This window comes from Streptomyces caeni (assembly GCF_042678285.1).
GTDB classification, from domain to species: domain Bacteria; phylum Actinomycetota; class Actinomycetes; order Streptomycetales; family Streptomycetaceae; genus Streptomyces; species Streptomyces caeni.
The window spans coordinates 16,616-32,246 of the sequence record NZ_JBHUDX010000084.1 but is presented as its reverse complement, the minus strand read 5'-3'; the positions used below and the strand labels follow the sequence as shown (position 1 = coordinate 32,246).

General features: G+C 73.3%; 13 protein-coding genes. 6 read left to right on the top strand and 7 right to left on the bottom strand.

Going from position 1 to position 15,631, the window contains the following annotated elements; genetic code table 11:
• Window positions 1-362: 362 nt before the first annotated feature.
• From ACFSL4_RS27705 to ACFSL4_RS27690, 4 genes are read right to left on the bottom strand one after another with little or no spacing between them, the layout of a single operon-like run.
• Window positions 363-1,523 (bottom strand): acyl-CoA dehydrogenase family protein, encoded by a 1,161-nt coding sequence (locus tag ACFSL4_RS27705; protein ID WP_381088505.1) that lies wholly within the window; start codon window positions 1,521-1,523, stop codon window positions 363-365.
• 5 nt (window positions 1,524-1,528) lie between these two features.
• Window positions 1,529-2,467, bottom strand: coding sequence for a hydroxymethylglutaryl-CoA lyase (locus ACFSL4_RS27700; protein WP_381088502.1), 939 nt, complete (start codon window positions 2,465-2,467; stop codon window positions 1,529-1,531).
• The gene (locus ACFSL4_RS27695) at window positions 2,464-4,488 is read right to left on the bottom strand and encodes an ATP-binding protein (protein ID WP_381088499.1); all 2,025 of its coding nucleotides are present in this window, start codon (window positions 4,486-4,488) and stop codon (window positions 2,464-2,466) included. The genes ACFSL4_RS27700 and ACFSL4_RS27695 overlap by 4 nt, the downstream gene beginning before the upstream one ends.
• A gap of 8 nt (window positions 4,489-4,496) precedes the next feature.
• The gene (locus ACFSL4_RS27690) at window positions 4,497-6,128 is read right to left on the bottom strand and encodes a carboxyl transferase domain-containing protein (RefSeq protein ID WP_381088496.1); all 1,632 of its coding nucleotides are present in this window, start codon (window positions 6,126-6,128) and stop codon (window positions 4,497-4,499) included.
• Window positions 6,129-6,214: 86 nt separating this feature from the next.
• On the opposite strand from ACFSL4_RS27690, the gene ACFSL4_RS27685 reads away from it, so the two are divergent.
• From ACFSL4_RS27685 to ACFSL4_RS27675, 3 genes are all read left to right on the top strand, one after another.
• Window positions 6,215-6,820 carry an SACE_7040 family transcriptional regulator gene (locus tag ACFSL4_RS27685; RefSeq protein ID WP_381088494.1) on the top strand — a complete coding sequence of 202 codons (606 nt, stop codon included), beginning with the start codon at window positions 6,215-6,217 and terminating at the stop codon, window positions 6,818-6,820.
• Window positions 6,821-6,951: 131 nt separating this feature from the next.
• Window positions 6,952-8,109 (top strand): acyl-CoA dehydrogenase family protein, encoded by a 1,158-nt coding sequence (locus tag ACFSL4_RS27680; RefSeq protein ID WP_381088491.1) that lies wholly within the window; start codon window positions 6,952-6,954, stop codon window positions 8,107-8,109.
• 34 nt (window positions 8,110-8,143) lie between these two features.
• Window positions 8,144-9,019 carry an acyl-CoA thioesterase gene (locus tag ACFSL4_RS27675; RefSeq protein WP_381088488.1) on the top strand — a complete coding sequence of 292 codons (876 nt, stop codon included), beginning with the start codon at window positions 8,144-8,146 and terminating at the stop codon, window positions 9,017-9,019.
• Window positions 9,020-9,131: 112 nt separating this feature from the next.
• On the opposite strand, the gene ACFSL4_RS27670 is transcribed toward ACFSL4_RS27675, so the two are convergent.
• Window positions 9,132-9,929, bottom strand: coding sequence for a phosphatase (locus ACFSL4_RS27670; RefSeq protein ID WP_381088485.1), 798 nt, complete (start codon window positions 9,927-9,929; stop codon window positions 9,132-9,134).
• Window positions 9,930-10,029: 100 nt separating this feature from the next.
• Window positions 10,030-11,745 carry a helix-turn-helix domain-containing protein gene (locus ACFSL4_RS27665; RefSeq protein WP_381088482.1) on the bottom strand — a complete coding sequence of 572 codons (1,716 nt, stop codon included), beginning with the start codon at window positions 11,743-11,745 and terminating at the stop codon, window positions 10,030-10,032.
• Window positions 11,746-12,013: 268 nt separating this feature from the next.
• On the opposite strand from ACFSL4_RS27665, the gene speB reads away from it, so the two are divergent.
• Window positions 12,014-13,021, top strand: a complete 1,008-nt coding sequence (gene speB / locus ACFSL4_RS27660) for an agmatinase (RefSeq protein ID WP_381088479.1) — start codon at window positions 12,014-12,016, stop codon at window positions 13,019-13,021.
• 170 nt (window positions 13,022-13,191) lie between these two features.
• On the opposite strand, the gene ACFSL4_RS27655 is transcribed toward speB, so the two are convergent.
• Entirely contained in the window at window positions 13,192-13,629 is a 438-nt protein-coding gene (locus ACFSL4_RS27655; protein ID WP_381088476.1) for a peptidoglycan-binding domain-containing protein, read from the bottom strand.
• Window positions 13,630-13,983: 354 nt separating this feature from the next.
• On the opposite strand from ACFSL4_RS27655, the gene ACFSL4_RS27650 reads away from it, so the two are divergent.
• Together ACFSL4_RS27650 and ACFSL4_RS27645 are read left to right on the top strand one after the other, a co-directional pair.
• Window positions 13,984-14,748 (top strand): helix-turn-helix domain-containing protein, encoded by a 765-nt coding sequence (locus ACFSL4_RS27650; RefSeq protein WP_381088473.1) that lies wholly within the window; start codon window positions 13,984-13,986, stop codon window positions 14,746-14,748.
• A complete protein-coding gene (locus ACFSL4_RS27645; protein ID WP_381088470.1) occupies window positions 14,745-15,629 on the top strand; it encodes a helix-turn-helix domain-containing protein in 885 nt (294 codons plus the stop codon). The genes ACFSL4_RS27650 and ACFSL4_RS27645 overlap by 4 nt, the downstream gene beginning before the upstream one ends.
• The last annotated feature ends 2 nt before the right edge of the window (window positions 15,630-15,631 follow it).

Here is a 15,631-nt window from a genome sequence, read left to right as displayed (position 1 = left end):
ACCACCGACTTCGATGGAATTTAGGTTAGCCTAACCTAATAAATCGCACGCTCCCGGTCGGCGGCGGGCGGCCGGAAGTTGTGCCCATGGCGACCGGTGGGCTACAGTCGATCTTGAGGTTGCGGCCGGTTCCACCGGCCGGCTCCGCGTTGGTGGTCCAAGGAAAGACGTCCCGCTTCCTGCGGGAAGATGCAGGTGCAAGGCCTGCCCGGCGCTCAAATGGCCCTCCTCCCCGAGGTGTTCGGGGAGGAGGGCTCTCGCGTGTTTCCCCCGGCGTGCCCAACCTGCCGGAATCGGCACCGCCCCTACGGGCTGTGCCCGGCCTCACGGGCGGGCACAGCCGAGACCCTTCGGACGAGGCGTCAGCCCACCAGGCCCAGTTCCCTCGCGATCAGCATCCGCTGCACCTCGCTGGTGCCCTCGCCGATCTCCAGGATCTTGGAGTCGCGCCACATGCGGGCCACCGGGTACTCGTTCATGAAGCCGTAGCCGCCGTGGATCTGGGTGGCCTCGCGGGCGTTGTCGACCGCGACCGTGGAGGAGTACAGCTTCGCCAGCGCCGCCTCCTTCTTGAAGGGCTCGCCGGAGACCAGACGGGACGCGGCGTCGCGCCAGGCCAGGCGGGCCGTGTGGGCCTTCATCTCCATGTCCGCGATCTTGAACTGGATCGCCTGGTACGCGCCGATGTTCCGGCCGAAGGCGTGTCGTTCCTTCGCGTACTTCACCGACTCGTCCACGCAGCCCTGGGCCAGGCCCGTGGCAAGGGCCGAGATCGCGATGCGGCCCTCGTCCAGGATGCGGAGGAACTGCGCGTAGCCGCGGCCCTCCTCGCCGAGCAGGTTCGCCGCCGGGACACGCACGTCCGAGAAGGACAGTTCACGGGTGTCCGAGGCGTTCCAGCCGACCTTCGAGTACGGGGCCGCCACCGTGAAGCCCGGCGTGCCCGACGGGACGATGATCGAGGAGATCAGCGGACGGCCGGACTCCGTGCGGCCGGTGACCGCCGTGACCGTCACCAGGCCCGTGATGTCCGTGCCCGAGTTGGTGATGAAGCACTTCGTGCCGTTGATCACCCACTCGTTCGTCGAGTCGTCCAGCCGGGCCGTCGTGCGCGTCGCACCGGCGTCCGAGCCGCCGTCCGGCTCGGTGAGGCCGAACGCGCCCAGTATCTCCCCGGAGCACAGGCGCGGCAGCCACTCCTGTTTCTGCTCCTGGGTGCCGAAGCGGTAGACCGGCATCGCTCCCAGGGAGACGCCCGCCTCCAGGGTGATGGCGATCGACGAGTCGACGCGGGCCAGTTCCTCCAGCACGATGCCCAGCGCCATGTAGTCGCCGCCCATGCCGCCGTACTCCTCCGGGAACGGCAGCCCGAACAGGCCCATGCGGCCCATCTCGCGGACGATCTCGTAGGGGAACTCGTGGCGCTCGTAGAAGTCGCCGATCTTGGGCGCCACGACGTCGTGGGCGAACTCCTCGACCGTGCGGCGGAGTTCCTCGAGTTCGGGGGAGAGGTGGTGGTCCATGGGGATCATTCCTTGTGGGAGAGGGCTCGGACGGTTCGGGACGGACTGGGCCGGTCCAGGTGCGCGGCCATCCACACGCTCGTGGCGGTGAGCCGGCCGAGGTCGACCCCGGTGTCGATGCCGAGGCCCTGAAGCATCCACACGAGGTCTTCGGTGGCGAGGTTTCCGGTGGCGGACTTGGCGTACGGGCAGCCGCCGAGGCCGCCCGCGGAGGCGTCGACGGTCGTCACACCGTGCTGGAGCGCGGCCAGCGTGTTGGCGAGGGCCTGGCCGTAGGTGTCGTGGAAGTGCACGCCGATCGCGCCCGTCGGCACGCCCTGCGCGTTCAGCTCGGCCAGCAGGTTGTGGACGTGACCCGGCGTCGCCACCCCGATGGTGTCGCCCAGGCTCAGCTCGTCGCAGCCCATGTCCATGAGCGACTTGCTGACCCGGACGACCTGGTGGATGGGCACCGGGCCCTCCCAGGGGTCGCCGAAGCACATCGACAGATAACCGCGGACGTGCACCCCCTGGGACTTCGCGCGCTCGACCACCGGCTCGAACATCCCCAGGGCCTCGTCCACCGTGCGGTTGAGGTTGGCCTTGGCGAAGGACTCGGTGGCGCTGGCGAAGACGGCGACCCGGCGGGCGCCCAGCGCGAGGGCGCGGTCCAGGCCGCGTTCGTTCGGCACGAGCACCGGAAGCTCCACCGGCAGCTCGCCGACGAGCGGGAACAGCTCCTCGGCGTCGGCGAGCTGGGGCACCCACTTGGGGTGGACGAAGCTGGTGGCCTCGATGGTGGTCAGACCCGCGTCGGCGAGCCGGCGGATGAACTCCGCCTTCACCTCCGTCGGGACGGCCGCCTTCTCGTTCTGCAGGCCGTCGCGCGCGCCGACCTCGTGGATCCTGACCCGTGCGGGCAGTCCCGGGGCCGGTACGACCATGGGCAGCCGACGATCCGTCATTCCTCCGCCTCCGTGTGCTCCTCGTGGGCCGCGATCACGGCCAGCACCTGGTCCATGGCGACCGTCGTGCCGGGTGTGACGTCCAGCTCGGCGACGGTCCCGGCGTGCGGGGCGGAGATGACGTGCTCCATCTTCATCGCCTCGACCACCAGCAGGCTCTGCCCGGCGCTCACCTCGTCCCCGACGGCCACCTTCACCACCGTCACCGTGCCGGGCATGGGCGCGGTCAGCGAGTCGGTGCCCGCGCGGGCGGCACCGGTCAGCGACGCGGCGACCGGGTCGTGGTCGCGCACGTGCCAGGCATCGCCGTCGCGCCCGAGCCAGGTGCCGTCCGGCAGCGCGGCGACGGTGTGGGTGACGCCGTCCAGGCGGAAGGCGAAACGGGACGCCTCCCCCGTGCCCGGCGGCGGGCCCCAGGCCGCGCGCACCGGCCGGTCCGCGCCCGGCAGCAGCAGCTCCGCCGCACCGTCCGCGGTGCCCCGCACGTGGACGGTCACCGGGTCGTGCCCCGGCACCCGCAGGTGGAACGCCGTCCAGGCGTGCTCACCTCCCAGCCGCCAGCCGCTGGGCACCGAGAACGGATCGACCCAGCCCGGAGCCGGGGCGGCGAGGGCGGCTTGGCGCAGCAGCGCCGCCGCGGCCCAGATCTCCTCCGGGACCTCGTCCCGTACGAGGCCGTCCACCTCCCGCTCCACCAGGCCCGTGTCCAACTCGCCTGCCACGACGGGCGGATGGGCCAGCAGGCGGCGCAGGAAGCCGGCGTTGGTCCGCACGCCAAGGGTGACGGTCCCGGCGAGGGCGGCCCGCAGCTTCCGCAGCGCGGTCGCGCGGTCGGGGCCGTGCGCGATGACCTTGGACAGCATCGGGTCGTACAGGCTGCCGACCTCGGTGCCCTCGGACAGCCCCGAATCGGTGCGCACTCCGTCGCCCTGGGGTTCGCGCAACGACAGCACCGTGCCGCCGGAGGGCAGGAACCCGCGGGAGGGGTCCTCGGCGCAGACGCGGGCCTCCACCGCGTGCCCGGTGAGCGTGACGTCGTCCTGTGCGAAGGACAGCGGCTCGCCCGCCGCGACCCGCAGCTGCCACTCGACCAGGTCCAGGCCGGTGACCAGCTCGGTCACCGGGTGCTCCACCTGGAGGCGGGTGTTCATCTCCATGAAGTAGTACGCGGAAGGGTCGCCGCCCGGGACGATGAACTCCACCGTGCCCGCGCCCCGGTAGCCGCAGGAGCGGGCCGCCTGGACCGCCGCCTCGCCCATCGCCGCGCGGGTGGCCCCGTCGAGGAGCACGCTCGGCGCCTCCTCGATGATCTTCTGGTGGCGGCGCTGGAGCGAGCACTCGCGCTCGCCCAGGTGCACCACGTTGCCGTGGCCGTCCGCCAGGACCTGGATCTCGATGTGCCGGGGGCGCTCGACCCAGCGCTCCACGAGGAGCGTGTCGTCGCCGAAGGAGGCGCGGGCCTCACGGCGGGCGGCGGCGATCTCGTCGGCCAGCGCGGACGCGTCCCGCACCAGCCGCATGCCCTTGCCGCCGCCGCCCGCCGACGGCTTGAGCAGCACCGGCATGCCGATGGCGTGGGCGGCGGCGGCCAGCTCCGCGTCCGACAGCCCGCTCCCGTCCGACCCGGGCACGACCGGCACCCCGGCCGCCCGGACCGTCTCCTTGGCCCGGATCTTGTCGCCCATGAGGGCGATGGCGTCCGCCGGCGGGCCGATGAACACCAGCCCGGCGTCCGCGCAGGCGCGTGCGAACGCGGCGTTCTCCGCGAGGAAGCCGTACCCCGGGTGCACCGCCTCGGCACCGGTCTCGGCCGCCGCCCGAAGGATCCGGTCGGCGGACAGATAGCTCTCAGCCGCGGGCGCCGGCCCGATCCGTACCGCGGTGTCGGCCTCCCGGACGTGCCGTGCGTCGGCGTCCGCGTCGGAGAACACGGCCACCGAGCGCACCCCGAGCGCGCGCAGCGTGCGGATGACCCGGACGGCGATCTCGCCCCGGTTGGCGACAAGGACTGTCTCGAACATTCCCACCCTCACATCCGGAAGACGCCGAAGCCGGGCGCCGTGCGGTCCCGCTGGGGGAGCGGCGCGTTGGCGCACGCGGTCAGGGCCAGGCCCAGCACCTGCCGGGTCTCCAGCGGGTCGATCACACCGTCGTCCCACAGGCGGGCCGTCGCGTAGTAGGCATTCCCCTGGCGCTCGTACTGGGCGCGGATCGGGGCCTTGAACGCGTCCTCGTCCTCGGCCGGCCAGGACTCCCCGCGCGCCTGAAGCTGGTCGCGCTTGACGGTCGCGAGGACCGAGGCGGCCTGCTCGCCGCCCATCACCGAGATCTTGGCGTTCGGCCACATCCACAGGAACCGCGGCGAATAGGCCCGGCCGCACATCGAGTAGTTGCCCGCGCCGAAGGAGCCGCCGATGACGACCGTGAGCTTGGGCACCCGCGTGCAGGCCACGGCGGTCACCATCTTGGCGCCGTGCTTGGCGATGCCGCCCGCCTCGTAGTCGCGCCCCACCATGAAGCCGGAGATGTTCTGCAGGAACACCAGTGGAATGCCGCGCTGGTCGCACAGCTCGATGAAGTGGGCGCCCTTCTGGGCGGACTCGGAGAACAGGATGCCGTTGTTCGCCACGATGCCGACCGGGTGGCCGTGGATGCGGGCGAACCCGGTGACCAGGGTCTGCCCGAACTCCGCCTTGAACTCCGCGAACCGCGACCCGTCCACCACGCGCGCGATGACCTCGCGCACGTCGTAGGGCGTACGGGAGTCGGCCGGCACCGCGCCGTACAGCCCGGAGGGGTCCGCCTTGGGCTCCACCGACGGCACGACCTCCCAGGGCAGCGGTCCGCGCGCGGGGAGCGTGGAGACGATGGTCCGCACGATCCGCAGCGCGTGCGCGTCGTCCTCGGCCAGGTGGTCCGTCACGCCGGACACACGCGCGTGGACCTCGCCGCCGCCCAGCTCCTCCGCGGTCACCACCTCGCCGGTGGCCGCCTTCACCAGGGGCGGGCCGCCCAGGAAGATCGTGCCCTGGTTGCGCACGATCACGGCCTCGTCGCTCATCGCCGGGACGTACGCCCCGCCCGCCGTGCAGGAGCCGAGCACCGCCGCGATCTGGGGGATGCCGGCCCCGGACATCCGCGCCTGGTTGTAGAAGATCCGCCCGAAGTGCTCGCGGTCGGGGAAGACCTCGTCCTGCATGGGCAGGAAGGCGCCCCCGGAGTCGACGAGGTAGACGCACGGGAGGCGGTTCTCCAGGGCGACCTCCTGGGCGCGCAGGTGCTTCTTCACGGTCATCGGGTAGTAGGTGCCGCCCTTGACGGTGGCGTCGTTGGCGACGACCACGCACTCGCGGCCGCTGATCCGCCCGATACCGGCGATCACCCCGGCGGCCGGCGCCTGCCCGTCATACATCCCGTCGGCCGCCAGGGGCGCCAGCTCCAGGAACGGCGAGCCCGCGTCCAGCAGGGTGTCCACGCGGTCGCGGGGCAGCAGCTTGCCGCGCGCGGTGTGGCGCGCGCGGGCCCTCTCGCCGCCGCCCAGCCGGGCCGCGGCCAGCTTGGCGCGCAGCTCCTCGGCCAGTGCGCGGTGCGCCGCCTCGTTGGCCCGCCAGGCCTCCGACGCGGGGTCTTCCGCGCTCGTCAGCTCCGGTGCCTCCTGCATCCCGCGGTCCCCTCACCTTGTTAATGAGCGTTAACGCATTTCCTTCAGGTTAACGAGCGCTAACCTCCCTGTCTAGAATTGCCTCCATGGCCCCCAGAACCGACGCCGTCACCCGTCGCGAGCAGATCCTCAAGGAGGCCGCGCGGCTGTTCGCCGAGCGCGGCTTCCACGGCGTCGGGGTCGACGAGATAGGGGCGGCGGTCGGCATCAGCGGACCCGGCCTGTACCGGCACTTCGCGGGCAAGGACGCGATGCTCGCCGAGCTGCTCGTGGGGATCAGCGGGCAGCTGCTGACCGGGGCCAGGCGGCGGGTCGCCGAGGCCGACGGGAACCCCGCGGGGCGGGATCCGGAGGCGGTCCTCGACTCGCTGATCGAGGGGCACATCGACTTCGCGCTCGACGACCGTCCCCTGATCACCCTGCACGACCGGGAGCTGGACCGCCTCCGGGACAGCGACCGCAAGCTCGTACGGCAGCTGCAGCGGCAGTATGTCGAGCTGTGGGTGGAGGTCGTCCGCGAGGTGTATCCGGGCCTGACCGAGCCGACCGCCCGCTCGGCGGTGCACTCGGTGTTCGGACTGCTCAACTCGACACCGCACCTGGGGCGGCCGGGCTCGCTGCCCGGGCGGGCCGCGACGGCGGCGCTGCTGCACCGGATGGCCAGGGGCGCGTTCGCCGCCGCCCGGGCGTGACCTGACCCCCGCCGGGGGTGGGCCCCACGTGACGAGCGTTACGGGCCGGCGGCTCTGGACGACTCTCGCTACCCGCCGGTACGGTGCTCTCTGAGCAAGCGCTTAGACATAGCCCAGGTGGAGGTGGCGCGGTGCGCCGTACGGTGTTCAACGAGGATCACGAGGCGTTCCGGGAGACCCTGCGCGCCTTCATCGAGGCCGAGGTCGTGCCGGTCTACGACGAGTGGTTCGCCGCGGGCCAGGCGCCGCGCGACTTCTACTACAAGCTCGCCGAGCTGGGCGTCTTCGGCATCCGCGTCGACGAGGAGTACGGCGGCGCCGGCATCGACTCGTACAAGTTCGAGGCGATCATCTACGAGGAGACCGCCCGCGCGGGCGTCCACTTCGGCGGCTCCGGGGTGCACGTCCTGCTCGGCCTGCCGTACATCAAGATGCTCGCCACCGACGAGCAGAAGAAGCGCTACCTGCCGAAGTTCGTCACCGGCGAGGAGATGTGGGCCCTCGCGATGACCGAGCCGGGCACCGGCTCCGACCTCGCGGGCATGAAGACCACCGCCAAGCTCTCCGAGGACGGCACGCACTACGTCCTCAACGGCGCCAAGACCTTCATCACCGGCGGTGTGCACGCCGACCGGGTCATCGTGTGCGCCCGTACCTCCGCGCCCACCGCCGAGGACCGCCGCCACGGCATCTCCCTGTTCGCCGTCGACACCAAGTCCGAGGGCTACTCCGTCGGCCGCAAGCTCGACAAGCTCGGCCTGAAGACCTCCGACACCGCCGAGCTGGCGTTCGTCGACGTCAAGGTCCCGGCCGAGGACCTGCTCGGCGAGGAGAACAAGGGCTTCTCCTACCTCGGCCACAACCTGGCCTCCGAGCGCTGGGGGATCGCGTTCGGCGCCTACGCCCAGGCCAAGGCGGCCGTCCGGTTCGCCAAGCAGTACGTCCAGGAGCGCACCGTCTTCGGCAAGCCGGTCGCGCACTTCCAGAACACCAAGTTCGAACTGGCCGCCTGCCAGGCCGAGGTGGACGCCGCCGAGGCGGTCGCCGACCGTGCCCTGGAGGCCCTGGACGCGGGCGAGCTGACCCCCGCCGAGGCCGCCAGCGCCAAGCTGTTCTGCACCGAGGTCGCCCACCGCGTGATCGACCGCTGCCTCCAGCTGCACGGCGGCTACGGCTTCATGAACGAGTACCCGATCGCCCGCCTGTACGCCGACAACCGCGTCAACCGCATCTACGGCGGCACCAACGAGATCATGAAGACGATCATCGCCAAGGACATGGGCCTGTAGACCGGGCGACAGCACCGGCCGACACGACCGACCCATGAGCCAGGCACTACAGGAGCTCCTCGATCTGCTCGACCTGGAGCAGATCGAGGAGAACATCTACCGCGGCCAGTCCCGGTCCGCCGTCGTCCCGCGCGTCTTCGGCGGGCAGGTGGCGGCCCAGGCGCTGGTCGCCGCCGGGCGCACGGTCCCCGTGGACCGGCACGCCCACTCCCTGCACGCGTACTTCCTGCGGATGGGCGACCCGGGCGCGCCCATCGTCTACGAGGTCGACCGCATCCGCGACGGCCGCTCCTTCACCACGCGCAGGGTGGTCGCAGTCCAGCACGGCAAGCCGATCTTCGGCCTGTCGGCGTCCTTCCAGACGGACGAGGAGGGCCTCGACCACCAGGCCCCCATGCCGCCCGCGCCCGACCCCGCCACCCTGCCCACCTCGCAGGAGCGGCTGCGCGGCTACGACCACCTCGCCCCCGACGTGGTGGAACGGTTCCTCCAGGCGCGCGAGGCGATCGACCTGCGCTATGTCGACGAGCCTCCCTACGGGAGGTTCGGCGAGCCGCGGGAGCCGCACTCCCAGGTGTGGTTCCGCACCAACGGCAAGCTGGAGGGCGCCATCGACGAGCCGCTGCTGCACGTCGTCCTCGCCACCTATGTCTCCGACATGACGCTCCTCGACTCCGTCCTGCTCGCGCACGGGCGCGGCGGCTGGGCCGTCGGCGACGTCGTCGGGGCCTCCCTGGACCACGCGATGTGGTTCCACCGCCCGTTCCGGGCCGACGAGTGGCTGCTGTACGACCAGGAGTCGCCGTCCGCCTACGGCGGGCGCGGGCTCGGCCAGGCCCGCATCTACACGCCGGACGGGCGGCTGGCCGTATCGGTGATCCAGGAGGGCGTGGTCCGCGTTCCCCGCTGACGCTTGTCGGCCTGCGGCCTGCGGCCTGCGGCCTGCGGCCTGCGGCCCCGCCGCGTTCGGCTGACGCCTGTCAGCCTGCGGCTCGGGCCCGCGGTCCCGGCCCCGCCGCCCGTCAGCCCGCGGCCCCCAGCCCCGCCGCGTTCAGCAGGTACGCCGTCAGCGGGTCGTAGTGGCGGGGACTCACGACGTGGTCGTCGAGGGGCACCGCCACCTGGACGGTCCCCTCGGCCTCTCCGAGGAACAGCGCCGGGTCGTTGCAGTCGGCGTACCCGACGGAGTCGATGCCGAGCCGGCCCGCGCAGCCCGTCCAGCCGTGGTCGGCGACCACCAGGTCGGGCAGCGGGCGGCCCTCGCGCTCCAGGCCGGTCAGGACCGCGCGCATCGGCTCGGGCGAGTGGGTGTGCCACAGGCTCGCCCCGTGCTCCAGCACGGCGACGTCCGCGAACTGCATCACGTACCCCTCGTCCGTGTGCAGTCCGTCCGGGATGACCACGATCTCGCAGCCGGCCGCGCGCAGGGCCGCGGCGGTGGCGCGGTGGACGTCCAGGAGACCGCCGGGGTGACCGGTGGCGAACAGGACGCGCTGTTCGCCCTCGGCGGCCTTGCGCAGGCGGGCCGCCAGCCGTTCCAGGGCGCCGACCGTCAGCTCCGGGTCGATGGTGTCGCGGCCATAGCGGTACTCGGGATCGTCGTTGACGCCGCAGCGCTCCGCCATCACCGCGAGGACGTCCTGCTCGTCGCTCCACCGGTCGCCGAAGTCCAGGCCGAGCCAGAAGGCGCGGTCGCCGTTCGCGAGCTTGCGGTAGTGGGAGAGGTTGTTCTCGCGCGGCGTGGCGACATCGCCCGCGATACGGGTCCGTACGAGGTGGTCGACGAGCTCGGCGCGGCTGGGCGTCCCGGGTATCGGCATGGCTCCATTCTGCCGTCGCACCGAGCCGGAGCAGCCGATGTTCCGCGGCGTGGGACGCGCGTCACTCGGCGGAAGCAGCACGCCGGGGCGTGTCCCGCCGTCAGCCCCGCCCCGCCCGTCTCAGTGCGAACCACAGCTCCATGCGTACGTCCGGGTCGTCCAGGTCCGTCCCCAGCAACGCCGCGCAGCGGCCGATGCGTTGACGGACCGTGTTGCGGTGGACGGAGAGCGCCACGGCCGTACGGTCCCAACTGCCGTGCAGCGAGAGCCAGGTACGCAGCGTCTCGGTCAGCGCGGGCGACGCGGCGAGCGGTGCGAGCAGCGTCCGGGCGTGCAGTTCCGCCTGCGCGGGCGGCACCAGGTCGGCCAGCACCGTGCGCTCCCCGTGGCGCACCAGCGGTGTGCGGGTCGCGCGGGCACGGGCCAGCGCGCGGGACGCCTGCGCGTCGGCCGAGGGCCACTCCCGCGGCCCCGCCGCGGTGCTGACGCCGAGGATCCAGCCCGGCTGCGCGGCGGGTTCCCGGTCGGCGGGCACCAGGATCCGTACCACGTCACCGGCCGTGTCCACGAGCGTCGAGCCCAGCGCCGCGCCGAGCGTCGAGGCGGCGATCGCGTCCGGCGCCGGCCCCTCCCCGGCGGGCCGCGCGTGCACCACGACCCACCGCTCCGCGCCGAGCAGCGGTGCGACCGCCGTCGCCGGGGCCCCGAGCAGCAGCCGGACGAGCGCCGACGCCTGGGCCGCGCCGCCGGCGCCCTGGTGCTCGCCGGTGAGCAGCGACAGCAGCACCGCGGCGACCGAGGAGATGGTGTGGTCGCCCGGATCGCGCCGCGGGGAGGCCACCCCGAGCACGAAGCCCCGGCCGGTGCCGAGGGCGTAGGCGGCGAGATGGGTGCCCTCGACGGTGTCGGTGGCGGAAGAGGGGGTGTGCGCATGCCCGGCCGGACCCTTCGGCCACGGCCCCCGGCCCTGCGGCCGCACCACGCCCGCCAGCTCGCCCAGTGCCCGGACCGCCGTCCGCGGAGCCCGCCCCGCTCCCGCCGCTTCGGCGCCGTCCGGCCCGTACAGGACGGCCCGGCCGCCCACCCACCGGGCCAGTCGGCGCAGCACTGCCGGGACCGGGGCGGGGCGGGCCGCCGCCGCGGCGAGGCTCTGCTGGGCCTCGCTGACGCGACGCAGCTCCGCCACGCGCGCCTGGGCCATCAGCTGCCCCACGGCCCGGGCCACGCCCGAGAACGTCGTCTGCGGCGGGACCTCAAGGAGCGGCAGCCCATGGCGGTCGCAGGCCGCGGCCAGTGCCTCCGGCACCGTGTCGTGCACCGGCGCCACCCCGAAACCCAGTGCCGCGCCGCCCACCGCCACGATCCGCGAGACGTACGCGTCGAAATGGTCCCCAGGCCCAGGCCCAGGCCCAGGCCCAGGCCCAGGCCCAGGCCCAGGCCCAGGCCCAGGCCCAGGCCCAGGCCCAGGCCCTGGCCCCGGCCCTGGCCCCGGCCCAGACTCTGGGCCAGGCTTCGGTCCGGGCCCCGCCTCATGCCTTGCTCCAGGCCCCGCTCCCGCTTCGGGCCCGGCGGCCTCCGGGATGTGCGCGCCCGCCGACAGCAGCAGCTCGCCGCCCAGCAGATACGGGGTCGGGTCCGCCATCTCCGAGGCGTGCGCCCAGTGGATCACGATGCCGGGGTCCTTCGGTCCGGCGATCTGCCGCAGGGCCAGGTCCTCCCGGGCGAGCAGGGCCGACAGCGGTACCGGCGGGTTGGGCGGCACCGCGGGCGCGGACGTCTGCGGCGACGGGTCCGGCATGATGGACGTTTCCTCCATCTCATGGGGTCGCGATGGATGAAACGTACACTTCCGCGGCGTCTTGCGGACACCTAGGGTCGACCCTCGAACGCCCGCCGAGAGGTCGTGCCGGACGCCGGGTGCGAGCCGCTCGCGGGCCGCGGCGCGACGTCCGCGCAGGAGCCCGCGACCGGGGCGTCCGACCCCGATGCCCCGGCCCCCGCACGTCGGCCGCGCCCGGGGCCCCGGCCGCGGGTCCGCGAACACACACACTGGAGGAGACACCCTTGACCGGAGGAGCCCGACGATGAGCAGCACCGAGAACTCCGCAGCAGACGGCAGCCGGCCCCGCGGCCCCGTCGACTCCTCACGCGTCCCGCGGTACGCGGGACCGGCGACCTTCGCCCGGCTGCCCCGCCTCGACGAGGTCGGCACCGCGGACGTCGCCGTCGTCGGCGTGCCCTTCGACGCGGGCGTCTCCTACCGCCCCGGTGCCCGTTTCGGCGGCAACGCGATCCGTGAGGCGTCCCGTCTGCTGCGGCCGTACAACCCCGCGCAGGACGCCTCCCCCTTCGCCCTGGCGCAGGTCGCGGACGGCGGCGACATCGCCGTCAACCCGTTCGACATCCACGAGGCCGTGGAGACCGTCGAGGCCGCGGCCGACGAACTGCTCGGCACGGGCGCCCGCCTGATGACGCTCGGCGGTGACCACACCATCGCCCTGCCGCTGCTGCGCTCGGTGGCGAAGAAGCACGGCCCGGTGGCACTCCTGCACTTCGACGCCCACCTCGACACCTGGGACACGTACTTCGGCGCCGAGTACACGCACGGCACCCCCTTCCGCCGCGCCGTCGAGGAGGGCATCCTCGACACCTCCGCGCTCTCCCACGTCGGCACCCGCGGCCCGCTGTACGGCAAGCAGGACCTCACCGACGACGAGAAGATGGGCTTCGGCATCGTCACGTCCTCCGATGTCTACCGGCGCGGCGCCGACGAGGTCGCCGACCAGCTGCGGCAGCGCATCGGCGACCGCCCGCTCTACATCTCCATCGACATCGACGTGCTGGACCCGGCGCACGCCCCCGGCACCGGCACGCCCGAGGCCGGCGGCATGACCTCGCGCGAACTCCTGGAGATACTGCGCGGCCTCGCGTCCTGCGATCTGGTCTCCGCTGACGTCGTCGAAGTGGCGCCCGCCTACGACCACGCGGAGATCACCTCGATCGCCGCGTCCCACACGGCCTACGAGCTGACGACCCTCATGTCCCGCCGCATCGCCGCGGCCCGCGCCGGAGGGGAGGCCGGGACGAAGTGACCCACGCGGCGCGGCGTGCCGGAACTCCGGCCGGACCGGCGCCGCCAGAACTGGCTGACGGGCCGTCAATTTCCGGCCAAGAGTCGGCCGGCAGCCGCCACGGTGAAGCGGCGGTCCGTCCTCCCCCCGTGAAGGACGGACCGCCGCGCGGTGCGGCAGCTCCGGGCGGGCTACTTCAACCGGAACTCCTTCCAGGTCTTCGGGCCGACGATGCCGTCGTAGGGCTTGACGTGGTACTTCGTCTGGAACCAGACCACGGCCTTCTCGGTCTTCGAGCCGAACTGGCCGTCGACGGCCAGCTTGGGCTTGTAGGCGGTCGTCTGGTTGATCAGCGCCTGGACCTCCCTGACGGCCGCGCCGCTGCTGCCCAGGCGGACCGTCGCGTGGCCCTTGTAGTAGCCGCAGTAGAAGCCGAAGCCGCTCTTGTAGGTGCAGGTCTTCGCCGCGGCGGACACTGCGCCGGTGCTCTGCTGTGCCGCGGCGCGGGCGTGGACGGTGCCCGTCGCGGAGCCGGAGGACGCGGTGGCGACGCCGGTCGCGGCGCCGCCCAGCAGGGCGAGCGTGGCGACGCCGATACCGAGGGACTTGCGCGCTGTGCCGATGACCATGAGGTGCTCCCCGTTGTTCAGGTCGTTGCGGTGGGTGGGGCGGCGCGGGGTGGGCCGCGCCGCCCGTCGTGCACCACCGACGGTGCGCCCCGGCACCACCTGTGCGCCAGGATCACCCGCGAGATGCCCCGCAAGCGGGACGTCCCCCCGTCCGACCTGCGGGGACGTCTCGTGCGGTGAGGCACCGGCGGGACGCCGGGAGGCCGGCGAGGCGGCCGAAAGTGTGGCTCGCGCGGTCGGGCCCCGCAACCGGCTCGGCATTCCGGGGCATCCTTCTTGAGACGTGGCGAGCAGGCAGACATGGGGTGGGACATGTCTCGTTGGAAACACCTACCGGCCTCGATGGATCCGCGGGTGCGGCAACTCGTCGTGCAGCTCCGTAGGGTCAAGGACCACAGCGGGCTCAGCCTGGAGGCGCTGGCCGCCAAGACCGGCTACAGCCGCTCCTCCTGGGACCGCTACCTCAACGGCAGGGCGATACCGCCGCAGCAGGCGGTGGCCGCGCTCGCCCGGGCCTGCGACGCCGACCCGGCCCGGCTGCTGGCGCTGCACGAGGTGGCCGTGGAAGCGGGCGACGACGCCGGGACCGGTCCGCGGCAGGCGCCCGCCGAGGAGACGCCGGGGCGGGCGGAGGACGGCGGCGGCGACCGCGGTCTGCCGGGGCGCGGCCGGGGCCGCTGGGCCCTCGCGTCCGTCGCGGCCGCGGCCGCGATCGCGGCGGGCCTCACCGCACTGGTGGTGGCCGCGCCGTGGGACGACGGCGGGGCGCGCGACGGCCGGGCGGTCCCGGTGGGCGCCTCGTCAGCGGCGGCCCCGGGGAAGGGGGCGTTCGTGTTCCGGGCAGGCAAGGACTACCCGTGCACGGTGCGCCGCGACAAGGACGGCCTGCTGTACGCGGGGTACAGCAGGACCCGTACCGACCTGATCGGCAGTGGATCCGCCCAGTGGGCCGTCGTCGAGGCCCAGTGCCTGCTGCGCCACCACGGCCTCTCGCCCGGCATCGCGGACGGGGCGTACGGCACCCACACCGAACGGGCGGTGAAACGGCTGCAGGAGAGGTCGCACCTCTCCGTCGACGGCGTGATCGGCGAGGACACCTGGGGAGTACTGCGGAAATGACGACCAATGACCGGCCGGTGGAGTGCGACCGGTTGGCGGAGGCCCTGCGGGGCCTGCGCGCACGGACCGGGCTGAGCCTGGCCGCGCTGTCGGCGAAGACCCCGTACAGCAAGTCCTCCTGGGAGCGCTACCTCAACGGCAAGACCGTCCCGCCCCGGCAGGCCGTCATGGAACTGTGCGAGCTGGCCGACGAGCGGTCCGGCCGGCCGCTCGCCCTGTGGGAGCTGGCCGAGGCGGCGTGGAGCGGACGCGCGGCCGGTGGCCGGCCCCCCGGGACCGTGACGGAGGCGGACCCGGGGACGGCGACGGCGGCCGCGCCTGCACCGGTCTGGGAGGCCGCGCCCGGTGACGAAGACGGCGGGGGACGGCGCCTTCGCCCGGGGACGCTCGCCGCGGTCCTGGGCGCTGCGGCCGTCGTCGCGCTCGGTGTGTCACTGGCGGCCGCCGGCGTCTTCGGCGCGGGTGGCGGCACACACGCAGAAGCCGCGCCCTCGACACCCGCCGCCGCGGCGAAGGGGTGCCACGGCAGCAGTTGCACCGGCAAGGACCCGGAGGCATACGGGTGCGGCGTCGCGCCCCCGCCGGTGACGCTGCGCAAGGAGCGCTTCCCCGGCGGCACCGTTGTCAAGATCCGGCGCGGCGTGGTCTGCGGGGCGGTGTGGGCACGCATCGATCTGGGCAGGGTCGGGGACCGGGTCGAGATCCTCGTACCGCGCCACGCCCCGCTGCGGACGCTGGTGAAGGACAAGTACGACGCCCAGGCCGCCATCTCCACCCCCATGGCGGACGCCACCCAGGACGACCTGTCCCAGGTGCGGGCCTGCCTCGTACGCAACGGCGAGCGGCACTGCTTCGGCACGGGGGCGGGTGCGGTGCGGTAGCG